Raw genomic sequence first — 20788 nt, forward strand, 5'->3', positions numbered from 1 at the left:
AAGCCAGCCGAAGCGCCTCGGGGCAGCCGGCGGCATGCAGCCCATCCGACCGTCCTCGCCACACCCATCGGAGAGGCTTCAGGCCGTCGCTCCCGCCGCCCCGCCGCCCTCCTCGTCGCGCTGGAACCGTTCCAGGGCCTCCGCCAACTGGCTTGCAGTCACCGGCTTGTGGATCAGGTGAAGCCCATGGCCGGCCGCCTCCGCCTGGATGTCGGGACCGGTTTCCCCGGTGAGGATGACGCCCGGGAGGTCGAGACCCAGTGCGGCGCGCAGTTGGAGGATCGCATCGATGCCGGACCGCCCCTCTCGCAGGCGGTAGTCGGCCACGACCACCACCGGCTCGCGGCCGGAACTGCGAAGCCCGCTGACGGCGTGCTCCGCGGAACCGGTGGCGAGGACATCGTAGCCCCAGGATTCCAGGGCCGCCTTCAACCCCAGCAGCACGATGGCATCGTCGTCGATCAGCACGGCGAAACGGCCGTTTCCGGTCATCCCCGGCATCGGCGCCACCCTCGGCCGCGGAGCGAGCCTCCCGAGCGGAACCAGGATGCTGAACACCGACCCCCGGCCGGTGGAGGACAGGACCTCGACCGGATGGTTGAGCAGCCGGGACAGGCGCTGCACGATCGCCAGCCCCAGGCCAAGGCCGCGGTTGCGGTCGCGTTCGGGGTTGCCGACCTGATGGAACTCCTCCCAGATGCGGTCGAGATGATCGGCCGGGATGCCGATTCCAGTGTCGCGCACGTCGATCCGCAGGCCGCCACCGGCTCCGTCATGGGCCTCCACCTCGTGGCATTCGACGGTGATGCTGCCGGTTTCGGTGTAGCGCAGGGCATTTTCCACGAGGTTGCGCAGCATGCGGCCGAGCAGCGTGCGGTCGCTGCGGATCACGGCCGGGCAGGGAGCGACCTCCAGGGCCAATCCCTTGGCCTGTGCGATGGGGACATAGGCGGCGCCGATCTGCTCGAACAGGTCACGGGCCGGAAAATCCTCGATGGTCGGCTGCACGATTCCGGCATCGAGACGCGACATGTCCAACAGGCTGTCCAGCAACTGCCGCAGGACGTCGAGGCCACGGCCGAGATGCTTCAGCGCCTCGTTGCCACCGGCGCCGACATGCGGCCTCAGGACCTCCAGGAACAGCAGGAGCGACTGCATGGGCTGGCGAAGATCGTGGCTGGCCGCCGCGAGGAATTTGGATTTGCTGAGGTCCGCCGCCTCGGCGACGCGGCGGGCCTGCTCGGCGCGCTCATGGGCGACACGCAGCTCCGCCTCCGCCCGCGCCCGCACGACCGCTGCCCAGAGCCGCTCGCAGGTTTCCTCCACCAGTGCCACCTCATCGGCCGGCCAGGATCTCGGCTCGGGATGGTGGATGAACAGCAAGGCCACCAGGTTCCCGCCCTTCACGAGGGGAACGTCGAGGAGACTGCGGATCGCGACCTGGCGGTAGAGGGCTTCGACGTCCGGTGCGCGGGTCCGCGGATCCTGCCGCACATCCGCGATGGCGACGGTCTTGCCCCGCTTGATCTCGGCAATGAAGGCCGGACCGAAATTGTCCATGCGCCACACGCCGCGAACCGATGGGATGCGCCCATCGCTCCATTCGCGCAGCACCCTCACGTGCCGGGCGGGGGCGTCTGCCTCGCTGTACCCGACCTGGGCGACGTTCAGGAACCCGCCGAGCGCCGCGATGGCGGTATCGATCATCTCCTGCGGGTCGGAAAGATCGCGGAGACGTTCGTTCAGCATGAAGCGGTACGCCTGCTGGCGCTCCGTCCTCTTGCGCTCGCTGATCTCGATGATGAACTCCACCGCTTCGCCGCTGCTGAGCAGGCGAGGGGCGAACAGGCCCCACCAGCGGCTGCCGTCCTTACGGTAATATTCCTTCTCGTACGGCGTCGCGCGGCCGCTGGTGGTCAGCTCCGTATAGGCCCGCCAGCTCGCCTCCATATGGTCTGGCGGCGTCAGCTCCTGCCAGCGGAGCCGGCCGGCCGCCACGTCCTCGTGCGTAAAGCCGGAGAAGCCGAGGAAAGCGTCGTTGGCCTCCTTGATCGTTCCGGCGGGATCGAAGAACAGGACACCGACGGTTTCTGTTTCCAATGCCCGGCGGAGGCGTTCCTCGCTCTTGCGGATCGCATCTTCAATCCGCTTGCGGGCCGTGACGTCGCGGAAAAGGATGACGATGCCCTGGTCTACCGGATAGACGCGGATGTCGATCCTGGCCGCCTGTCGGCCACCGAGCGGCGGAACGTGCAGGTCGTCCAGCATCGCCGGGTCCCGCTCGACCATCGCGCGCCGGACCGTCGCCTCCAAGCCGGTTCCCAAGACGTGCGGCCAGAGGTCCCACGCTGTCCGCCCGACGATCTCCGCCTCGCCCCGCCCGTCCAGGCGGAGCCCCTCACGGTTGATCTCGACCACGCGAAAGCCGCGATCCATCAGGATGAACCCTTCGCAGAGCCTGTCGAGGATCACCTTCCGTTCGAAAGTGGCGGAGACCAATGCCTCTTCGGCGCGTCCGCGCGCGCGGACCGCGCGGATGTGGTCTGTGACGTCCTCCACCTGGTGAATGATCCAGGCGACACTGCCATCGCTTCCCGGGACCGGCGTGTTGACCGGGCTCCAATAACGCTCCTCGAAGCCGCCACCCTCCTGCTGCGGCCGCCTGATGGCATATTTCTGCTCGGGCATGACATCGGGCCGGCCGGTCGTCAGCACACGCCGCAGGGAAGCTTCCAGGTTCCGAACGCCCGTGGCCTGCACATCGCCATCGGGGAACACTTCGATCATCGGGCGGCCGATGATCTCCTCCCGTTTGACCATCGCGATGCGCAGGAACGCATCGCTCGCCGCAACGATCGTGAGGTCGGGAGCCAGCAGGAGGCATGGGGCAGGGGACGCTGCGAACACTGCTTGGAAGTCGGGAACCGGGCCTATCACCATGCCAGACATCTTCCCGGTAACCTGCGTCTCTCCCGCGACCCCAAGACAGGATGCTTCAGGGCGCCATGCAGCGGTTGGCGCTGCCGGCGGAAGCGCGGACGGCAAGCCAATCCGGCGTCCGGTGATCGAAGCGGCGAAACGGGGGCTTCCGCGTCGATGGAGCGTCCAGTGCAAGCAATGGGGAGGCCTGCCAAGGGATAACGAAAAATGTGCGTCATGTGGTCGGCCAGTGTTGCCCGGCCTTATAATGTGCCATTGGTCTCTCTCACCGCGTAACCCGAGAAAAAGAGTTAAAGCCCTGTTCTTGGAATTCACTCTCAAGACGGTAAGTGCTCGTTTCCACCTCAGGATGTTGCGGGAAGCACCTCAAAAGCCCAAGCCCGTCCCCAGTTCTTTGCGTAAGCGCAATCTGAGGTTCATGGAGCTTGTGAAAAGCGATGACTCTCTATGAACCGATGCCAAGCAGAAGCATCTTTTCCAGACCGCCCCTTGTTCTGCCCATCGGAAACCTGTGGGAAGCCTGATGGTTCCGCGCCGCAGTGGACTGGCATCTCAGCTTCGCGCGTACAGATAAAAACACATAATCTACATTATGGAAATATTGAATCTTAGCATTGAAACTAAGAATCGTTTGCATTAAAAGGCGTTCATCTTAGGAATGACTCGCATTTGCGATTCAGGGGGAAAAGAGTGCAGAAACGGGTTGAGGACGCGACGCCGTCCCGCGGGAAAGCGTTCGGGGTCAAGGCGTTCGGGGCCGTTGTGGTGAGCGGCTTCATGGTGCCGTCGATGGCGGCGGCACAAACGGCGGAGCCCGCCGCTCCGGGAGCGTCGGTGCAGATGCCGGCGGTGACGGTCACCGGCCAGGGAGAAACCGCGCTGACGCCGGTGACCGGCTACGTCGCCAACCAGCAGGCGACCGGCACCAAGACCGATACGCCGCTGATCGAAGTGCCGCAGTCGATCTCGGTCATCCCGCGCGACCAGATCCAGGACCAGAACGCGCAGTCGCTGAACCAGGTGGTGCGCTACACCGCCGGCGTGACGGCGGAGACCCGCGGCGCGGTGGCCTCGCGCTACGACCAGCTCAAGGTCCGCGGCTTCGACGCGGAAACCTACCTGAACGGGCTGAAGCTCCAGTCGCTCTATTACGCCTCGTCGCAGATCGATCCCTACCTGCTGGAGCGGGTCGAGGTGCTGAAGGGTCCGACCTCCGTCCTCTACGGCCAGGCACCGGCAGGCGGCCTGCTCAACCAGGCCAGCAAGCGCCCGAGCGCGACGCCCGTGCGCGAACTCGGCTTCGAGGTCGGCACCAACGATCATTACCGCGGCACCGCCGACTTCTCCGGCCCGATCGACGCCGAAGGCAAGTTCCTCTACCGCCTTACCGCGGTGGGCCTCAGCGAGGACGGCCAGATCGACATGACGGAGAACGAGCGCATCGCGCTAGCGCCGTCCTTCACCTGGCGCCCCGACGCCGACACCAGCCTGACGCTGCTCGGCTTCTACCAGCGCGACCCCAAGGCCAATTCCTACGGCGGCGTCCCGCCGCAGGGCACCGTGCTGGACATCCCGTTCGGCAAGATCCCGGTCGATTTCTATGATGGCGACCCGAACTTCGAGAAGTTCGACCGCCGCCAGTCGTCGGTGGGCTACGCCTTCGACAAGCGGTTGAGCGATGTGTGGAGCGTCCGGCTGAACGGCCGCTGGCTGCATGAGAAGGTCGCCTACGACAGCGTCTATGCCAACGGCATGGCACCCGACAACCGCACCCTCTTCCGCGGCGTCGCCACCTCGCGGGAGGCCATGAACGCCTACGCGATCGACAACCAGGTCGAAGGGCGCTTCTCCACCGGACCGGTCCAGCACACGCTGCTCGCCGGCGTCGATGCGCAGTGGGTCGACGGCCACTACACCGCCGGCTTCGGGGCGGGACCGTCGCTCGACGTCTTCGCGCCGGTCTACGGCATCGCCATCACGCCGCCGCCGGCCAGCCGCACCGATGTCGACGGCAGCCAGTACGGCGTCTACCTGCAGGACCAGATCCGCTGGCAGGGCTTCATCCTCACGCTGGCCGGCCGCCGCGACTGGGCGGAAACCAAGGCGAAGAGCGTCTTCGGTGACTCCCGCCAGTTCGACCAGGCCTACACCGGCCGCGCCGGGCTGACCTATGTCTTTGACAACGGCATCGCCCCCTACATCAGCTATGCCGAGTCCTTCACGCCGATCAGCGGCACCGATGCCTCCGGCACGCCCTTCAAACCGGAGGAAGGGACCCAGTACGAGATCGGCGTCAAGTACCAGCCGCCCGGCCTCAACAGCCTGTTTACCGCGGCCGTCTTCGACCTCACCCGCAGCAATCTCACCACGACCGACCCGGCGCACCCCGGCTTCTCGATCCAGACCGGCGAGGCGCGGTCGCGCGGCGTCGAACTGGAAGCGCGGGTCGGCGTGACCGCGAATCTTGACGTCATCGGCACCTACACCTACCTCGACACCGAATACACCAAGGACAACAGCGGCCTGGAAGGAAAGCGCCTCGCGGCGGTGCCGCGCCACCAGGCGTCGGCCTGGGCAATGTACCACATGCCGGAGAACACCGCGCTCAAGGGGCTGAGCGTCGGCGGCGGGCTCCGCTTCACCGGCAGCACGATGAACAGCGCGAACAGCTTCAAGGTGCCGTCCTTCACCCTGGTCGACGCCGCCGTGTCCTACGACCTCGGCGCCCTGTCCGCCAAGCTGCAGGGGGCGGAGTTGCAGGTCAACGCCAAGAACCTGTTCAACAAGGAGTATGTCGCCTCCTGCTACTACGGCGACTGGTGCGCCTACGGTTACGAGCGGACGGTGACCGCCGGCCTGCGGTATCGCTGGTGACCCCCTTCCCTCCCCCACAATCCCGGCAAAGGAAGCCGACATGACGCCTGCAAGCCTGCGGGGCTGGCGCCTCGTCCATCGCTGGACCAGCCTGATCTGCTCCGTGAACCTGCTGATCCTCTGCGTCACCGGGCTGATCCTGGTCTTCCATCACGAGATCCAGCATCTGATGGGGGAGGAACTCGACACCAGCTACCAGGAGGGGCAGGCACGCCTGCCTCTCGACACCCTGGTGGACATCGCGCACAAGTCCGACCCGGCGAAGGAGCCGAAGTTCATCTCCTTCGATCCGGAGGACCCGGCCGCGAGCTACATCTATCTCAGCCCGCCCGGCGCCAGCGATTTCGAGGGCGGGAGCTGGGTGGTGCTGAACGCCTTCACCGGATCGAACCAGGTGCTGAAGCCGCCGACGGAGACAGTGACCGGCTTCCTGCTGAAACTGCACGTCGACCTCTTCACCGGCTTCGCCGGCCAGATGTTCGTCGGCGTGATGGGGCTGCTGTTCGTGGTCAGCACGGTCAGCGGGCTGGTGGTCTACGGCCCCTTCATGAAGAAGCTGGCCTTCGGCCTCCTGCGCTTCGGCCGCGGCACCCGCATCGCCAACATCGACCTGCACAACCTGTTCGGGGTGACGACGCTGGTCTGGGCCTTCGTGGTCGGACTGACCGGGGCGATCCTGTCCTTCTCGCCGCTGATCATCGGCTATTGGCAGCAGACGGAGATGGCGGCGATGATCGGCCGCCACCACGGCGAAGCGCTCACCGGGCCGACGGTCGCCGTCGACCGCGTGGCGGAAGCGGGCCTCGTGGCCTTCCCCGGCAAGGACCTCGCCTTCATCGCCTTTCCCGGCAACAGCTATGCAAGCGAACGCCATTTCAGCGTCGGCGTCCGCGGCCATACCGAACTGACGCAACGAATCCTGAGCGTCGCCCTGGTCGACGCAGGCACCGGCACGCTGGCGGAAAAGGCGGAAACCCCCTGGTACATCACCATGCTGCTGCTGTCCGGTCCCTTCCATTTCGGGGATTACGGCGGTCTGCCGCTGCAGATCATCTGGGCGATCTTCACCATCATCACCGGCGTGGTGACCGTTACCGGCTTCGTGGTGTGGCTGAAGCGCCCACGGGCACGGACGGCGCCCGCCGCCACCTTCTCGGAGCGCAAGGCATGAGCGGCATCTGGCGCGTTCCCGCCGCCCTCGCCGTCCTGTCGACGGTCGGGCTGGCCGCGGCGATCCTCGGTGACGGGGCCTGGGACTGGATCTGCTGGATCGCCCTGTCGGTTCCACTTGCGGTCTGCGCGGTGAAGCTGTGGCGGCAGCGGCCCTCGCCACGCTCCTGAAACGGGACGCCGTCCGGAAAGCCCAGAGCCCTGCTCTGGGCTTTCCGCGTTCCGGGCCCCCCTCCGGTCCTCCTATCCCCTGCCCCGCCGCGTCCTCGCTCCGCACCGCAATGCACAACGCGGCAACCAGGGTTGCACCGGCCGCCGCACCCTGCCGCTTGCCGAATTTAGATAGCAAACCTATTAGATAGGGATGCTACAAGATAAGCCTCTTCGCCTTCCGCCGAACTTCGGCCTGCACCTGTTCCGCGCCTCCCACCTGTGGCGGCGCGCGGCGAACAAGGTGCTGGCCGAGAGCGGTTTCTCCAGCTCGGCCATCACGCCGCTGATGCTGCTCGCCGAACTCGGCGACGGGTTGCGACAGCGCGAGTTGGCGGAGGAGATGGCGGTGGAGGGGCCGTCGCTGGTGCGGCTGCTCGACGGGCTGGAGGCGGCGGGGCTGGTTGAACGCCGCGAGGACCCGTGCGACCGCCGCGCCAAGACCCTGCACATGACCGCCGCCGGCCGTCACCTGTTGGTGCAGGTGAACGAGGCGTTGAACGACGTCCGGCAGCGGCTGATGGCCGATGCGACCGCGGACGACGTGGATGCCTGCTACCGCGTGCTGTCGACCATCGAGATCAACGCGAAACGCGAACAGGGTTGATCCGCATGCCGTCGCCGTCCGTTGAACGGCGATGCGCGTTGCGGCGATCGAGGAACCAAGACCGTGACATTCTCTTCCCTGCTTCGGGGATTCTCCCGGATTGCCGTAACCCTGCTGGTGACCGCCGCGGCAGCCGCCGGCGGCTGGTGGCTGTGGGACTATTACATGAACGAGCCGTGGACCCGTGACGGGCGGGTGCGTGCCGACATCGTGCAGGTCTCTCCCGACGTCGCCGGGCTGGTGACCGACGTCCGCGTCACCGACAACCAGCTCGTGCACAGCGGCGACGTGCTGTTCGTCGTCGATCCCGGCCGCTACCGCCTGGCGGTGGAACAGGCCCAGGCGAACCTGGACAGCGCGCGGGCCGAACTCGCCTACCGCACCGCCGAGGCCAGGCGCTACGAGCAGCTCGGCAACAACGTGGTCTCCACCGCGCAGCGGCAGGAGGTGGCATCGGCGATGGCCAAGGCGGCGGCGGCGGCCAAGCAGAACGAGGCGGCGCTCGACCTGGCACAGTTCAACCTCGGCCGGACCGAGGTGAAGTCCACCGTCGACGGCTATGTGACCAACCTGCAGCTCAAGGCCGGCAACTACGTGGCGGCAGGCCAGGCGGTCGTGGCGCTGATCGACAGGCACTCCTTCTACGTCATGGGCTATTTCGAGGAGACGAAGCTGCCCCGCATCCAGCCCGGCGCCCCGGTGTCGGTGCGGATCATGGGCATGGACGCGGAACTCGGCGGCCATGTCGACAGCATCACCCGTGCGATCGTCGACCGCGACCGCACCGAAGGCTCCGGGCTGGTCGCGAACGTCAACCCGACCTTCAACTGGGTGCGGCTCGCCCAGCGCATCCCGGTGCGCATCGCGCTGGACGATGTGCCGGACGACCTCCAGCTCGTCGCCGGCCGGACCGCCACCGTCGCCGTGAGGACGAAGGCCGACCGCTCCACCCCGAACGTGGCCGAGCTGCCGGCCGGCCGGTGAGCGCGACGCCATGCCGAAAGCCCCGACGCTCGACGAGCTGATCTTCTCGCTGAAATCCTTCGCCGGCGCGATGCTGGCGCTCTATGTCGCCTTCGGCATGGGCCTGCCGCGTCCGTTCTGGGCGATGCTGACCGCCTACGTCGTCTCGAGCCCGCTGTCGGGTACGGTACGCTCCAAGGCGCTGTTCCGCGTGAGCGGCACCGTCATCGGCAGCATCGCCGCGGTCGTCCTCACCGTCTCGATGGTCAATGCGCCTGAACTGCTGGTTCTGGCGGTCGGGCTGTGGGTCGGCGGCTGCCTCTACATCTCGCTGCTCGACCGCACGCCGCGCAGCTACACCTTCATGCTCGCCGGCTACACCGCCGGCCTGATCGTCTTCCCCGGCGTCGCCGATCCCGAGGTCATCTTCGACACCTCGCTGGCGCGGGTTGAGGAGATCCTGCTGGGCATCGTCTGCGCCACCCTGATCCACAGCGTGGTGCTGCCGCGCGGCATCGGCCCGGTCCTGTTGAAGCGGCTGGATGCCGCGCTGCGCGACGCCGAGCGCTGGACGCTCGACGCGCTGGACGATGCCGGAACGGACGCCCGGATGCGCGACCGCCACAAGATGGCGAGCGACGTCACCGAGCTGCGGGTGATGACCACCCACCTGCCCTACGACACCTCCGACCTGCGCTGGATGACGCGGCCGCTGCGCGCCCTGCAGGACCGCATGGTCTACCTGCTGCCGGTGCTGACCGCGGTGCTCGACCGGCTGTCCTCCCTGCGCGGTCCCGACGGCCTGCTGCCGTCCGGGGTGACCCCGGTGCTGGCCGAGGTGCGGAGCTGGATCGCCGCCGGCGCCGATGCCGACCCGGCGGAGGCCGACCGGCTGTTCGCCCGGCTCGACAGGATGGCCGCCGACGAGGCGCGGCAGGTGACCGCCGGCGCGGGAGCCGCCTGGGGGCCGGCCACGCGGCTCAGCCTGTTCCGCCGGCTGCGCTCGCTCCTCGAGATCCACCGCGACTGCCGCGACCTCAGGGCCCACATCGCCACCGGCGACCACGCCCTGCCGGACCACCTCGATCCGCTGGCCCGCAAGCGCTCGCGCGGGGTGTTCCACACCGACCATGGCATGGCGCTGTGGTCGGGGGCGGCGGCATTGCTGGGCATCGGCGTCGTCAGCGCCTTCTGGATCCTGACGGGCTGGTCTTCGGGATCGGCCGCGGCGATGATGACGGCGGTCTTCACCTGCTTCTTCGCCTCCTTCGACGACCCCGTGCCGGGCATCCGCCAGTTCCTGACCTACACGCTGGCCTCCGTTCCGATCTCCGCCTTCTACCTGCTCGTGGTGCTGCCGTCCTTCGACAGCTTCCCGATCCTGGTGCTGTGCCTGGCGCCGACCCTGGTGACGCTCGGCATGTTCGTCGCCCAGCCGGCGGTGTTCGGCAAGGCGATGGCGATGATCTTCGGCCTCGGCGGCACGCTGAGCCTGCTCGACACCGGCAACGGCGATTTCGCCTCCTTCATCAACAGCACGACCGGACAGGTGGCCGGCATCATCACCGCCATGCTGGTCACCCGCCTGTGCCGGTCGGTCGGCGCGGCCTGGAGCGCACGGCGCCTGCTGCATGCGGGCTGGCGCGAGATCGCCGACCTCGCCTCCGCCCGCTCGGTGCCGGAGCAGGACGGCTTCGAGAGCCGCATGCTGGACCGGGTCGGCCTGCTGTCGGCCCGTCTGGCGCAGGCGCGGGTCGACGAGGACGCGATCGACGCCGTGCGCGACCTGCGGGCGGGCTTGAACGTCGTGGAGCTGCAACGGCTCCGCCCGGTCCTCGGCCCCGGTGCCAGTCCGTTGCTCGACCGGCTGCTGCGCAGCGTCGCCAGCCATTTCCGCACGCTGTCCGCCCAGCGGCCGGAGCCGCCGCCGTCGACGCTTCTCGGCTGCATGGACGAGCTTCTGGGCGCCATCGGCCGGCTCGCGCCCTGTTCGGAGCGGGATCGCGCGGTGGTGGCCCTGGCGGCGCTGCGGCGCAGCCTGTTCCCCACCGCGGCTCTTACGGAACCGCAGCCGTCGGAGACGGCGACACTTTCCCGGCGGGCAAGCGCATGATCGGCGAAATCGACATCTACGGACTCTTTCTTCCTCCGCTTCTGGTGCTCGCCATCGTCGCGTGGGCGGTATCCGCGCTGCTGCGCCGGGTGGTCAGGACGGTCGGTGGCTACCGCTGGATCTGGCATGCGCCGCTGTTCGACCTCGCGCTTTACGTCGTGGTGCTGAGCGGGCTCGCGGCGCTGTGGTCGCAGTTGGGATGATCTGATGAGCATCGCGACCGATGGGCGTCCCCCGCCCGCACAGGCGGCCGGCGCCGCCGTGCCGCCACTGACCCCGGCATCACCGCCACGCCCCCATGTGCCGCTGTGGCTGCTGGCCCTGCTGACCTTCAGCGGCACGCTGGCGATGCACATCTTCGTGCCGGCCCTGCCGGTCGCCGCGGCCGACCTCGGCGCCGGCATCGCGTCGATGCAGCTTACCGTCAGCCTCTACGTCCTCGGCCTGGCCTTCGGGCAGCTCGTCTATGGTCCCCTGGCCGACCGCTTCGGACGGCGGCCGGTGCTGATGGCTGCGCTGGTCCTCTATACGGCGGCCGGCCTGGCGGCGGCGCTGGCGCCCGGCGTCCACGCGCTGATCGCCGCCAGGCTGTTCCAGGCGCTGGGCGGCTGCGCCGGGCTGGTGCTGGGCCGCGCCATCGTGCGCGACGTGTCGCCGCCCCACGACGCGGCGCGGCGTCTGGCCCTGATGAACCTGATGGTGACGGTCGGGCCGGGGCTGGCGCCGATCGCCGGCGGCCTGCTGGCCGGCAGCCTCGGCTGGCGTTCGATCTTCGTGGCGCTGTGCGGGCTCGGGCTCGTCAACTTCCTGTGCACCTGGCGCCTGCTGCCCGAGACCGGCGGCGGGGCCGGGCGGATGGATCTGCCGGCGCTGGGGCGGAACTACCGGTCGTTGCTGCTGTCGCCCGCCTTCCTCGGCTATGCGGTCGGCGGCGGCTTCGCCACCACCTCCCTCTACGCCTTCATCGCCGCCGCCCCCTTCATCGTCGTCGAACAGGAGCACAGGCCGCCGCAGGAGATCGGTTTCCATCTGGCGGTGCTGTTCCTCGGCATCTGGCTCGGCAGCATGCTGGCAAGCCGGCTGGTTTCGCGGGCGCCGATCGGGCGGGTGATGATCCTGTCGAACCTCCTCAGCCTGGTTGCCGCCCTTGCGCTGCTGGCGGTGGCGCTGTCCGGACAGTTGACACCCGTGCTGACGGTTCTGCCGATGTTCGTCTTCGCGCTGGGAATGGGCACGGCGGCACCGATGGCGCTGACCCGTGCTCTCGGCGTCAACGCGCGGGTCATCGGCTCGGCGTCGGGCCTCTATGGCTGCACCCAGATGGCGGTGGGGGCGCTCTGCACCGCGGCGGTCGGCATCGGCGGCAACCCGGCGCTGGCCGCGGCGCTGGTCCTCACCGCCTCCGGCCTCATCGCACAGACCGCCTTCCATGTCGCCGAGCGCAGCCGCAGCCGGCAGGAGGCGGGCGCACCAGTCTGAGGCGATTTCGCCCGACGCGCGCCGGCGGGGCGTGCTAGTCTGGGCGCCATGACCGTCCCGCTGTCGCAGCCCTTCTCCATCCCCGGCATGCTCCCCGATGCCGACGCCGAGAGCGCCTGGATCGAGGTGATCCGGAAGATGGACGAAACCTACGCCAACCTCGTGGCGCAGCAGGTCGAGCTGGAGCGCAAGAACGCGGAGCTGGAGGAGGCCCAGGCCTTCATCGCCAGCGTGCTGGGCTCGATGACCGACGTCCTGATCGCCTGCGACCGCGACGGCCGCATCGAGCAGACCAACCGGGCGGCGGAGCGGGCGCTGGGCTGCACCGGCGCCGAACTGACCGGCCGGCCGCTGCGCGATTTCCTGGCCTCCTCCTCTCATGCCGCCTTCGCCCGCCTCTGCGCTGCCGCCCTGCAGCGCGAGGGCGGCAGCGACGTCGAGCTGTCGCTGCGTTGCCCGACCGGCCCCTTCCCCGTCGCGGTCAACAGCACGGTGCGCTACGACCAGCGCGGCCACGCCATCGGGCTGGTGCTCGTCGGCCGGCCGGTGGGCGAGCTGCGCCGCGCCTACCGCGACCTTGCCGCCGCGCATGAGGGGCTGAAGCAGACCCAGCAGCAGCTCGTCCATTCCGAGAAGATGGCGTCGCTCGGCCGGCTGGTCGCCGGGGTGGCGCACGAGCTGAACAACCCGATCTCTTTCGTCTACGGCAACGCCCACGCCATGCGGCGCTACGTCGACCGGCTGACCGCCTATCTCGACGCGGTCCATGGCGGGACCGCCGACGGCGACCTCACGGCCCTGCGCAAGGAACTGCGGATCGACCGCGCACGGGCGGATGTCGGGGCCACGCTGGACGGCATGCTGGAGGGCACCGAACGGGTGCGCGACATCGTCGCCGAACTGCGCCGCTTCTCGTCGGAGCAGAAGCACGCCTCCGAGCGGTTCGACCTGACGGCGCTCCTGCGGTCGGCCGTCACCTGGGTGGCCAAGGCGCAGATGCCGGACCTCGTCGTCGCCTTCGACCTGCCCGACGCGCTGGACATCGCCGGCCATCCCGGCCATCTGCACCAAGTGGCGATGAATCTGGTGCAGAACGCCATCGACGCCATGGCAGGTGCGGCGGTCAAGCGGCTGGAGCTCCATGGGCGGGAGGAGGCGGGCCGCGTCGTCGTCACCATCCGCGACACCGGCCACGGCATCCCCGGCACGATCCTGGAACGCGTCTTCGATCCCTTCTTCACCACCAAGCCGGTGGGCAAGGGCACCGGCCTCGGCCTGTCGATCAGCTACCAGTTGGTCAAGGACCATGGCGGCAGCCTGTCGGCCGGCAACCATCCCGATGGCGGGGCGTTGTTCACCCTGGCGCTGCCGGCCGCCGGGCACAAGGAAGGGGCGGCACGATGAGAGGGCGTCCACTGTCGGTGCTGTGGCTGCAGTCGGGCGGCTGCGGCGGCTGCACCATGTCGCTGCTCTGCGCCGAATCCCCGGACTTGGCGACGCTGTTCGAGACCGCCGGCATCCGGCTGCTCTGGCATCCCAGCCTGTCGGAAGAGACCGGCGAGGAGGTCCTGGCGCTGTTCGACCGGATCCTGGCGGGCGACGAGCCGCTGGACGTGCTGTGCGTCGAGGGGGCGCTGCTGCGCGGGCCGAACGGCAGCGGGCGCTTCCATCTGCTGGCCGGCACCGGACGTCCGACCATCGCGTGGGCGCGCGATCTCGCCGCGGTCGCCGGCACGGTGGTGGCCGTCGGGAGCTGCGCCGCCTATGGCGGGATCACCGCGGGCGGAGAAAACATCGCCGATGCCTGCGGCCTGCAGTATGAGGGCAGCCGGCCCGGTGGGGCACTGGGCAGGGAATTCCGGGCACGCGGCGCCATGCCGGTCGTCAATGTCGCCGGCTGCCCGACCCATCCCAACTGGGTGACCGAGACGCTGATGCTGATCGCCGACGGCGCCCTGTCGGCGGGCGACCTCGACGCCTTCCAGCGGCCGCGCTTCTATGCCGATCACCTGGTCCACCATGGCTGCCCGCGCAACGAGTATTACGAGTACAAAGCCAGCGCGGAGAAGCCGTCCGACCTCGGCTGCCTGATGGAGAATCTGGGATGCCTCGGTACCCAGGCCCATGCTGACTGCAACACCCGCCTGTGGAACGGCGAGGGGTCCTGCACCCGCGGCGGATACGCCTGCATCAACTGCACCGCGCCGGGTTTCGAGGAACCGGGGCATCCCTTCCAGCAGACGCCGAAATTCGCCGGCATCCCGATCGGCCTGCCGACCGACATGCCCAAGGCCTGGTTCGTGGCGCTGGCCTCCCTCGCCAAGGCGGCGACGCCGGAGCGCGTGCGCCGCAACGCCGCGGCCGACCGCATCGTCGTGCCGCCGACGATCCGCCCCACGCGGAAAGGCTGACGCGGTGAGCGACGGCCAGCAGGACAAGCGCCGCCTGATCGTCGGCCCGTTCAACCGGGTCGAGGGCGACCTGGAGGTGCGGCTGGAGGTGAGCGGCGGCACCGTATCGGCGGCCTACGTGAACTCGCCGCTGTTCCGCGGTTTCGAACGCATACTGGAAGGGCGCGAGCCGCTGGACGCCCTGGTGGTGGCGCCCAGGATCTGCGGCATCTGTTCTGTCTCGCAGTCGCATGCCGCCGCCCTGGCGCTGGCCGGCGCCGCGGGGGTCGCCGCGCCGCGCAACGGCATCCTGGCCGCCAACCTGATGGCGGCGACCGAGAACATCGCCGACCACCTGACCCATTTCCACCTGTTCTTCATGCCCGACTTCGCCCGCGCCGGCTATGCCTCCCGGCCCTGGTTCGCGCGGACGGAGGCGCGCTTCAAGGCGGCACAGGGCCGGGCGGTACGCGGCGCGATGGCGGCACGGGCGGAGCTGTTCCACGTGTTGGGCATCCTCGGCGGCAAGTGGCCTCACACCCTGACCATCCAGCCCGGCGGCGTCACCCGCGCGGTCGACGCCCGTGACCGGGTGCGGCTGCTGGCGACCGTCGGGGCCTTCCGGCGTTTCCTCGAAGACAGCCTCTTCGGCGCGCCGCTGGACCATGTCGGCCGGCTGGAGACGCCGGAGGATTTGGCACGATGGCGGGAAAGCGGCCCAGAGGGCGATTTCCGCCTGTTCCTGGAGATTGCCGAAGATCTCGACCTTGCCCATCTCGGCCGCGCCTATGGCCGCTTCCTCAGCTACGGTGCCTATCCGCAGGCCGAGGGGGGCCACCTCTATCGCCGCGGCACCGTCGTCGACGGGCAGGACGCGCCGCTCGATACCGATGCCATTGTCGAGCATCACCGCTTCAGCCGCATGGCCGGGCAAGACCGCCCGCATCCGCCCTTCGCCGGCTCGACGGTGCCGGACGGTTCCGACGAGGACGGCTACAGTTGGTGCAAGGCGCCGCGCCTGGGCGGCCTGCCCTACGAAACCGGAGCAATCGCCCGCCAACTGGTGGACGGGCAGCCGCTGGTCCGCGCCCTGGTCGCGGAGGATGGAGGATCGGTGCGCAGCCGGGTGGTCGCCCGCCTGCTCGAACTCGCCCGCACCACCCGCGCCATGGAGGGCTGGTTGCGCGCAATCGACCCGTCCGGCCCCTGGTACGCGCGGGCCGACCTGCCGGAGAAAGCGATGGCCGCCGGCTTGACCGAAGCGGCGCGTGGCGCCCTCGGCCACTGGATACGGATCGAAGGCGGGCGGATCGCCGGCTATCAGATCATCGCCCCCACCACCTGGAACTTCTCGCCCCGCGACATCGACGGCGTTCCAGGTCCGCTGGAGCAGGCGCTGGTGGGTGCACCGGTGCTGGACGGCGAACGCACGCCGCTGTCGGTCCAGCACATCGTCAGGTCCTTCGATCCCTGCATGGTCTGTACCGTACACTAGGATTTTTGTTCAGAATCAATGGCTTAAGAGTGTCTCTCCGCAGTTCCGGCGGCGAGGCTGGACACATCTTGCGTGGAAGCGGTCCAGTCGGTGATGGCTGGAAACCCACGCCTCCGCCGGTTGTGCAAGAGGATGAGCGAGCTTTCGACGAGCCCCCAAACTGCGTCCGCGCTCACGGAAGCGCCGAAAGCCGGCGGCCGCAGGGCAGGGCTACATGGAAATGTTCGTTTTCCCGAGCATGGACCGCGAAAACACACTGCGGGACGTCATCTTGTACGCTCCCGCAATTCCATTCGGCCAGTTCTTCCCATCCCGTCCGCAGACCGGCCGAACCCACCAGGAACCATTCAGGCGGATTGCCATTATGAACACCGTGCGCCGTGCGTCCGTCGATACGCCGGCTCATGTCATTCCGCATCAGGACCATCGCAGAAGCCGCGCGGCCGGCGCCTTGCGCATGCTCTGCCGGGTCAAGGAGAGGACGCCATGGCTGTGACCTTCGATCAGAGACCGGTAAGGAGGCGTCACCCCCTGCATGCGGTGCTGCTCGCCGGAACCATTCCCCTGTTCCTGGGTGGCCTGCTCAGCGACTTCGCCTATTTCTCAAGCTACGAGGTGCAGTGGAACAACTTCGCCGCATGGCTGATCGCCGGGGCGATGGTCTTCACCGGACTTGCCCTCCTGTGGTCGCTGGTCGATCTGGTCCGTGGCAGCCCGGACCGGAAACGCGCGCTCGTCTACTTCCTCCTGCTGCTGGTCACCTTCGCGCTCGGTCTCGCCAACTCGTTCGTGCATGCGCGGGACGCCTGGGGAACGATGCCGGACGGCCTTGTCCTCTCGGCGGTCGTCGCCCTGACCGCCGTCCTGGCGACCTGGGTCGGCTTCTCCAGCTTCCGCGCGGAGGAATGACATGAAACGGTCCAGCCTGTTGGCCGCCACCGCCCTCGCGACCCTCGTCGCCGCCTGCGATGGCGAACCATCGGCGCCGGAATATGGCGCCAATCCGCAATTGCCGGCCCAGCAGCACGCGCTGGTTCCCAGCATGAAGATCGCCGATCCGGCGCCCTGGGGCGAGCGTCGGCCGACCGTGCCCGAGGGCTTCACCGTCGCCGCCATCGCCACCGACCTCGGCATTCCGCGCCAGACCCTCGTCCTGCCCAATGGCGACATCCTTGTCGCCGAAGGCAGGGGCGGGGTGGAGCAGCCGTTGCGGCCCAAGGACTTCATCGCCGGCGTGATCAAGGCGAAGGGAACGACGCCGGTCAAGGGCGGCAACCGCCTGACGCTGCTGCGGGATGCCGACGGAGACGGCGTCTACGAGGAACGCACCATCTTCGCCGAGAATCTGAATGCACCCTACGGCCTGGCATTGGTGAACGGCCAGCTCTACGTCGCGAACCAGGATGCCCTGGTGCGCTTTGCCTATCGCGAGGGGCAGAGCCGCGCTGACGGACCGCCGGTGAAGGTCACCGACCTGCCGGCCTACATCAATCACCATTGGACCAAGTCGCTGGCCGCCAGCGCCGACGGCCGCCTCCTCTATGTCGGGATCGGCTCCAACAGCAACATCACCGAGCGCGGGTTGCCGGCGGAAGCCGACCGCGCGATGGTGTGGGAGGTCGATGCCCAGACCGGAGCGCACCGGCCCTTCGCCACCGGCATCCGTAACCCGACGGCCCTGGCCATCCAGCCGGGATCGGGCAAGCTGTGGGCGGTCGCGAACGAGCGCGACGAGCTCGGGCCGAACCTTGTGCCCGATTATCTCACGGCGGTCCGGGAAGGCGGCTTTTACGGCTGGCCCTACAGCTACTGGGGCCAGAATGTGGACCCGCGCGTGCAGCCGCCGGATCCGCAGAAGGTCGCCTCGGCGATCAGGCCGGACTACAGCCTGGGACCGCACGTCGCCGCGCTCGGCCTGTCCTTTTCCGCGCCGGCGATGGGCGATCGCTACGCCGACGGGGTGTTCGTGGGGGAACATGGCAGTTGGAACCGCAACGTGCCCAGCGGCTACAAGGTGGTCTTCGTCCCCTTCCGCGACGGTGCGCCCGCCGGCCCGCCGGTCGACGTGGTGACCGGCTTCCGCGACGAGAACGGCAAGACCCGCGGCCGGCCGGTCGGGGTCACGGTCGATCCGCGGGGCGCCCTGATCGTCGCCGACGACCTCTCGAACACCATCTGGCGTGTGACGCCCTCGCGCCGGTCTTCAACTGCCGAGGCGCCGTCACGGCCCGGTGCCGCACCGGCAACGGGCGATCGCCTGGCCGCTTCATCCGCCAACTGAGAGGGCGCAGCCTGCCCGGCCGGCCCCGCAAGCGAAGAACGGCGCACGACGCGCGTGACGGGGGCACCCGCCCCTGTCATGCTGGCGAGGTCTGCTTTGAAGCAAGGCCGCCCCGGCGATCCGGCTCGGTGGCGGCTCGTGCCGGGGAGAGTGGTATGGAACCGGACTGGCTGGTCTGGGCCAGGCAAATCCAGTCGCTTGCGCAGTCGGGCCTCGCCTTCACCAGGGACGCCTACGACCGCGAGCGCTACGAGGCCCTGCGGCTCCTGGCCGCGGAGATGATGGCGGCACGCTCCGGCGGCAACCCGGCCCGGATCGAGGCGCTCTTCGCGGAGCAGACGGGCTACGCCACGCCCAAGGTGGACGTCCGCGGCGCGGTGTTCGACCGGGACGGACGCGTGCTCCTGGTTCGCGAAGCGGCCGACGGCGGGCGGTGGACACTGCCCGGCGGCTGGGCCGACGTCAATCAGGCGCCGAGCGAATGCGTCGCGCGCGAGGTCCTGGAGGAGGCGGGGATCGCCGTGCGTGTCCGCAAGCTGGCCTGCGTCTACGACCGTGCCCGCCATCCCCATCAGCCTCCCTACCCCTTCCACATCTACAAGATGTTCTTCGTCTGCGAGCCCTTGGACGGCGTGGAGCACGTGCGTGGGGACGGGCACGAAACGACAGCCGCGGCGCTCTTCGCACGGGATGAGGTGCCGGAAGCGGAGTTGTCCACCGGCCGCGTCCTGCCCTTCCAGATCAGGCGCCTGTTCGAGCATTGGCGACATCCGGAACTGCCCACCGACTTCGACTGATCGGGCATTCGGGGCCGCGTCGGGGTCGGGCGAAGCTGCTTGATTCTTGCCGTTGACGTGTGTGTCCGCTTGTGGAACCGCGCGTCGGACGGAAAGGCGTCAGGACGCCAGGAAAGCGGCGTAGGACATCACACCGACGAACATCAGCAGCGAAAAAACCTGTGCCATTTCGGCCTCCATCGGCCGGACGTCCTCGCGTCCGGACAACACTGATGTAGCGCCGCCGGCTGGCGGGATAAACGCAGGGTTCCGGACATCACTGTTCGACGCGTACGAACAATTCCACGGGCGACGCCATCGGCAAGCGCCTGCGCAGACTGGCAACTTACTTGCCAGTCAGAGCGGCGCCTGTAATGTTCATGTCCACAATCGCTGCTGCCTCGAACAGCAGGAACACCAATGATGGCCGGCCGCAAGGGCTCGGCCGAAGGTGCTAATCTGGTACGGGAATTGCTTTTCGATTGTCCGAACCGCCCGCCCGGGCGGCGCGATCTTCAGGGACGATCATGCGATGAACGAGAACGGCCGCATCCTGGTGCTGGGCATCGGCAATATCCTGTGGGCCGACGAGGGTTTCGGCGTGCGGGTGGTGGAGCGGCTGGCGGCGGATTGGCGCTTTCCCGACACGGTCACGCTGATGGATGGCGGAACGCAGGGCCTCTACCTGCTGCCGCATCTCGAAGCCGCGGATGCCCTGATCGTCATCGATGCCATCGACTACGGGCTTCCGTCCGGGACCCGGCAGATCTTCCGTGGCGACCATGTGCCGGCCTTCCTCGGCGCCAAGAAGATGAGCCTGCACCAGACCGGCTTCCAGGAGGTGCTGGCCAGCGCGATGCTGCTCGGCCGCTGCCCGCCGACCCTGATCCTGGTCGGCGTCCAGCCGGAATGCCTGGAGGATTACGGCGGCGGATTGACCGCCACCGTCGCCGCCCAGGTCGGCCCCGCCGCCGAACTGGTGCGGGCCGTCCTCCGGGACGAATTCGGGGTCGAAGCGGAGCCCTGCGCCGGCCAAATCGGCCTTGCTTCTGCCGCGGTGGCCCGCGATGCCTATGAAGGCGGACGGCCGAGCGCCGAGGACGCCTGCCGCATCGGCGACCCGCGCGTCCTGGCGGCGCTGTCCGCCGGCATGGCGTGACCCGGGACGACGGATCATGTGCATCGGCATTCCCCTGCGCCTCGCCGCGGTGGACGGCTTGACCGGACGGACGGAGGACGGCGCTGTCGTCGACCTCTCGCTCATTCCGGATCTGCGTCCAGGCGACTGGATCCTGGGCTTCCTGGGCACGGCACGCCGCCGGCTCGACCCCGATGAAGCAGCCGGGATCCGCGCGGCGCTGACAGCCCTGGCGGCGGCGATGGACGGCGAACGCGACGACGGCGCCTTCGCCGACCTGACCGGCCGCGAACCCACCCTTCCCCCTCACCTTGAAGCGGCACGCGCCGCCGGCCTGACGGAGGCCTGATGC

At 68.6% G+C, this 20788-nt stretch carries 18 protein-coding genes; 17 read left to right on the forward strand and 1 reads right to left on the reverse strand.

The genetic code is table 11. The features are described from left to right. Positions 1 to 78 precede the first annotated feature (78 nt). Positions 79 to 2940, reverse strand: coding sequence for a PAS domain-containing protein (locus tag J2850_RS18685; RefSeq protein ID WP_209984508.1), 2862 nt, complete (start codon positions 2938 to 2940; stop codon positions 79 to 81). 690 nt (positions 2941 to 3630) lie between these two features. Between J2850_RS18685 and J2850_RS18690 the strand changes: the two genes are divergently transcribed. The 17 genes from J2850_RS18690 (at position 3631) to J2850_RS18770 (ending at position 20785) form a co-directional block, all read left to right on the forward strand. After that, entirely contained in the window at positions 3631 to 5814 is a 2184-nt protein-coding gene (locus tag J2850_RS18690) for a TonB-dependent siderophore receptor (RefSeq protein WP_307354431.1), read from the forward strand. A gap of 40 nt (positions 5815 to 5854) precedes the next feature. Further along, positions 5855 to 6985, forward strand: coding sequence for a PepSY-associated TM helix domain-containing protein (locus tag J2850_RS18695; protein ID WP_209984511.1), 1131 nt, complete (start codon positions 5855 to 5857; stop codon positions 6983 to 6985). Further along, positions 6982 to 7155, forward strand: coding sequence for a hypothetical protein (locus J2850_RS18700; RefSeq protein WP_209984512.1), 174 nt, complete (start codon positions 6982 to 6984; stop codon positions 7153 to 7155). Before J2850_RS18695 ends, J2850_RS18700 begins: the two co-directional genes overlap by 4 nt. Positions 7156 to 7348: 193 nt before the next feature. Continuing rightward, the gene (locus tag J2850_RS18705; protein WP_209984515.1) at positions 7349 to 7801 is read left to right on the forward strand and encodes a MarR family winged helix-turn-helix transcriptional regulator; all 453 of its coding nucleotides are present in this window, start codon (positions 7349 to 7351) and stop codon (positions 7799 to 7801) included. Between the two features lie 63 nt (positions 7802 to 7864). Continuing rightward, positions 7865 to 8785, forward strand: a complete 921-nt coding sequence (locus J2850_RS18710; protein WP_307354430.1) for an efflux RND transporter periplasmic adaptor subunit — start codon at positions 7865 to 7867, stop codon at positions 8783 to 8785. 10 nt (positions 8786 to 8795) lie between these two features. Continuing rightward, positions 8796 to 10877 (forward strand): FUSC family protein, encoded by a 2082-nt coding sequence (locus J2850_RS18715; RefSeq protein ID WP_209984518.1) that lies wholly within the window; start codon positions 8796 to 8798, stop codon positions 10875 to 10877. Next, positions 10874 to 11080: a DUF1656 domain-containing protein gene (locus J2850_RS18720; protein ID WP_209984521.1), complete on the forward strand. Its 207-nt coding sequence runs from the start codon at positions 10874 to 10876 to the stop codon at positions 11078 to 11080. The genes J2850_RS18715 and J2850_RS18720 overlap by 4 nt, the downstream gene beginning before the upstream one ends. Before the next feature lie 4 nt (positions 11081 to 11084). Next, on the forward strand, positions 11085 to 12356 hold the full coding sequence (locus tag J2850_RS18725; protein WP_209984524.1) for a multidrug effflux MFS transporter: 1272 nt from the start codon (positions 11085 to 11087) through the stop codon (positions 12354 to 12356). 48 nt (positions 12357 to 12404) lie between these two features. Then, a complete protein-coding gene (locus tag J2850_RS18730) occupies positions 12405 to 13760 on the forward strand; it encodes a PAS domain-containing sensor histidine kinase (protein WP_209984527.1) in 1356 nt (451 codons plus the stop codon). Then, entirely contained in the window at positions 13757 to 14767 is a 1011-nt protein-coding gene (locus tag J2850_RS18735) for an NADH-quinone oxidoreductase subunit B family protein (protein WP_209984531.1), read from the forward strand. The genes J2850_RS18730 and J2850_RS18735 overlap by 4 nt, the downstream gene beginning before the upstream one ends. A 4-nt stretch (positions 14768 to 14771) precedes the next feature. Further along, positions 14772 to 16241, forward strand: coding sequence for a nickel-dependent hydrogenase large subunit (locus J2850_RS18740; RefSeq protein ID WP_307354429.1), 1470 nt, complete (start codon positions 14772 to 14774; stop codon positions 16239 to 16241). Positions 16242 to 16455: 214 nt separating this feature from the next. After that, positions 16456 to 16737 (forward strand): hypothetical protein, encoded by a 282-nt coding sequence (locus tag J2850_RS18745; RefSeq protein WP_209984534.1) that lies wholly within the window; start codon positions 16456 to 16458, stop codon positions 16735 to 16737. After that, complete coding sequence (locus J2850_RS18750) at positions 16728 to 17150, forward strand: DUF2231 domain-containing protein (protein ID WP_209984538.1); 423 nt, start codon at positions 16728 to 16730, stop codon at positions 17148 to 17150. Before J2850_RS18745 ends, J2850_RS18750 begins: the two co-directional genes overlap by 10 nt. A 1-nt stretch (position 17151) precedes the next feature. Further along, complete coding sequence (locus tag J2850_RS18755) at positions 17152 to 18522, forward strand: PQQ-dependent sugar dehydrogenase (RefSeq protein WP_209984541.1); 1371 nt, start codon at positions 17152 to 17154, stop codon at positions 18520 to 18522. Between the two features lie 155 nt (positions 18523 to 18677). Continuing rightward, positions 18678 to 19319: an NUDIX hydrolase gene (locus tag J2850_RS18760; protein WP_209984544.1), complete on the forward strand. Its 642-nt coding sequence runs from the start codon at positions 18678 to 18680 to the stop codon at positions 19317 to 19319. A gap of 511 nt (positions 19320 to 19830) precedes the next feature. After that, positions 19831 to 20457, forward strand: coding sequence for a HyaD/HybD family hydrogenase maturation endopeptidase (locus J2850_RS18765; protein ID WP_209984546.1), 627 nt, complete (start codon positions 19831 to 19833; stop codon positions 20455 to 20457). A 16-nt stretch (positions 20458 to 20473) separates the two neighbouring features. Next, positions 20474 to 20785: a HypC/HybG/HupF family hydrogenase formation chaperone gene (locus tag J2850_RS18770; protein ID WP_209984550.1), complete on the forward strand. Its 312-nt coding sequence runs from the start codon at positions 20474 to 20476 to the stop codon at positions 20783 to 20785. The last annotated feature ends 3 nt before the right edge of the window (positions 20786 to 20788 follow it).

Source organism: Azospirillum picis (assembly GCF_017876115.1).
In the GTDB taxonomy this organism is placed as follows: Bacteria; Pseudomonadota; Alphaproteobacteria; order Azospirillales; family Azospirillaceae; genus Azospirillum; species Azospirillum picis.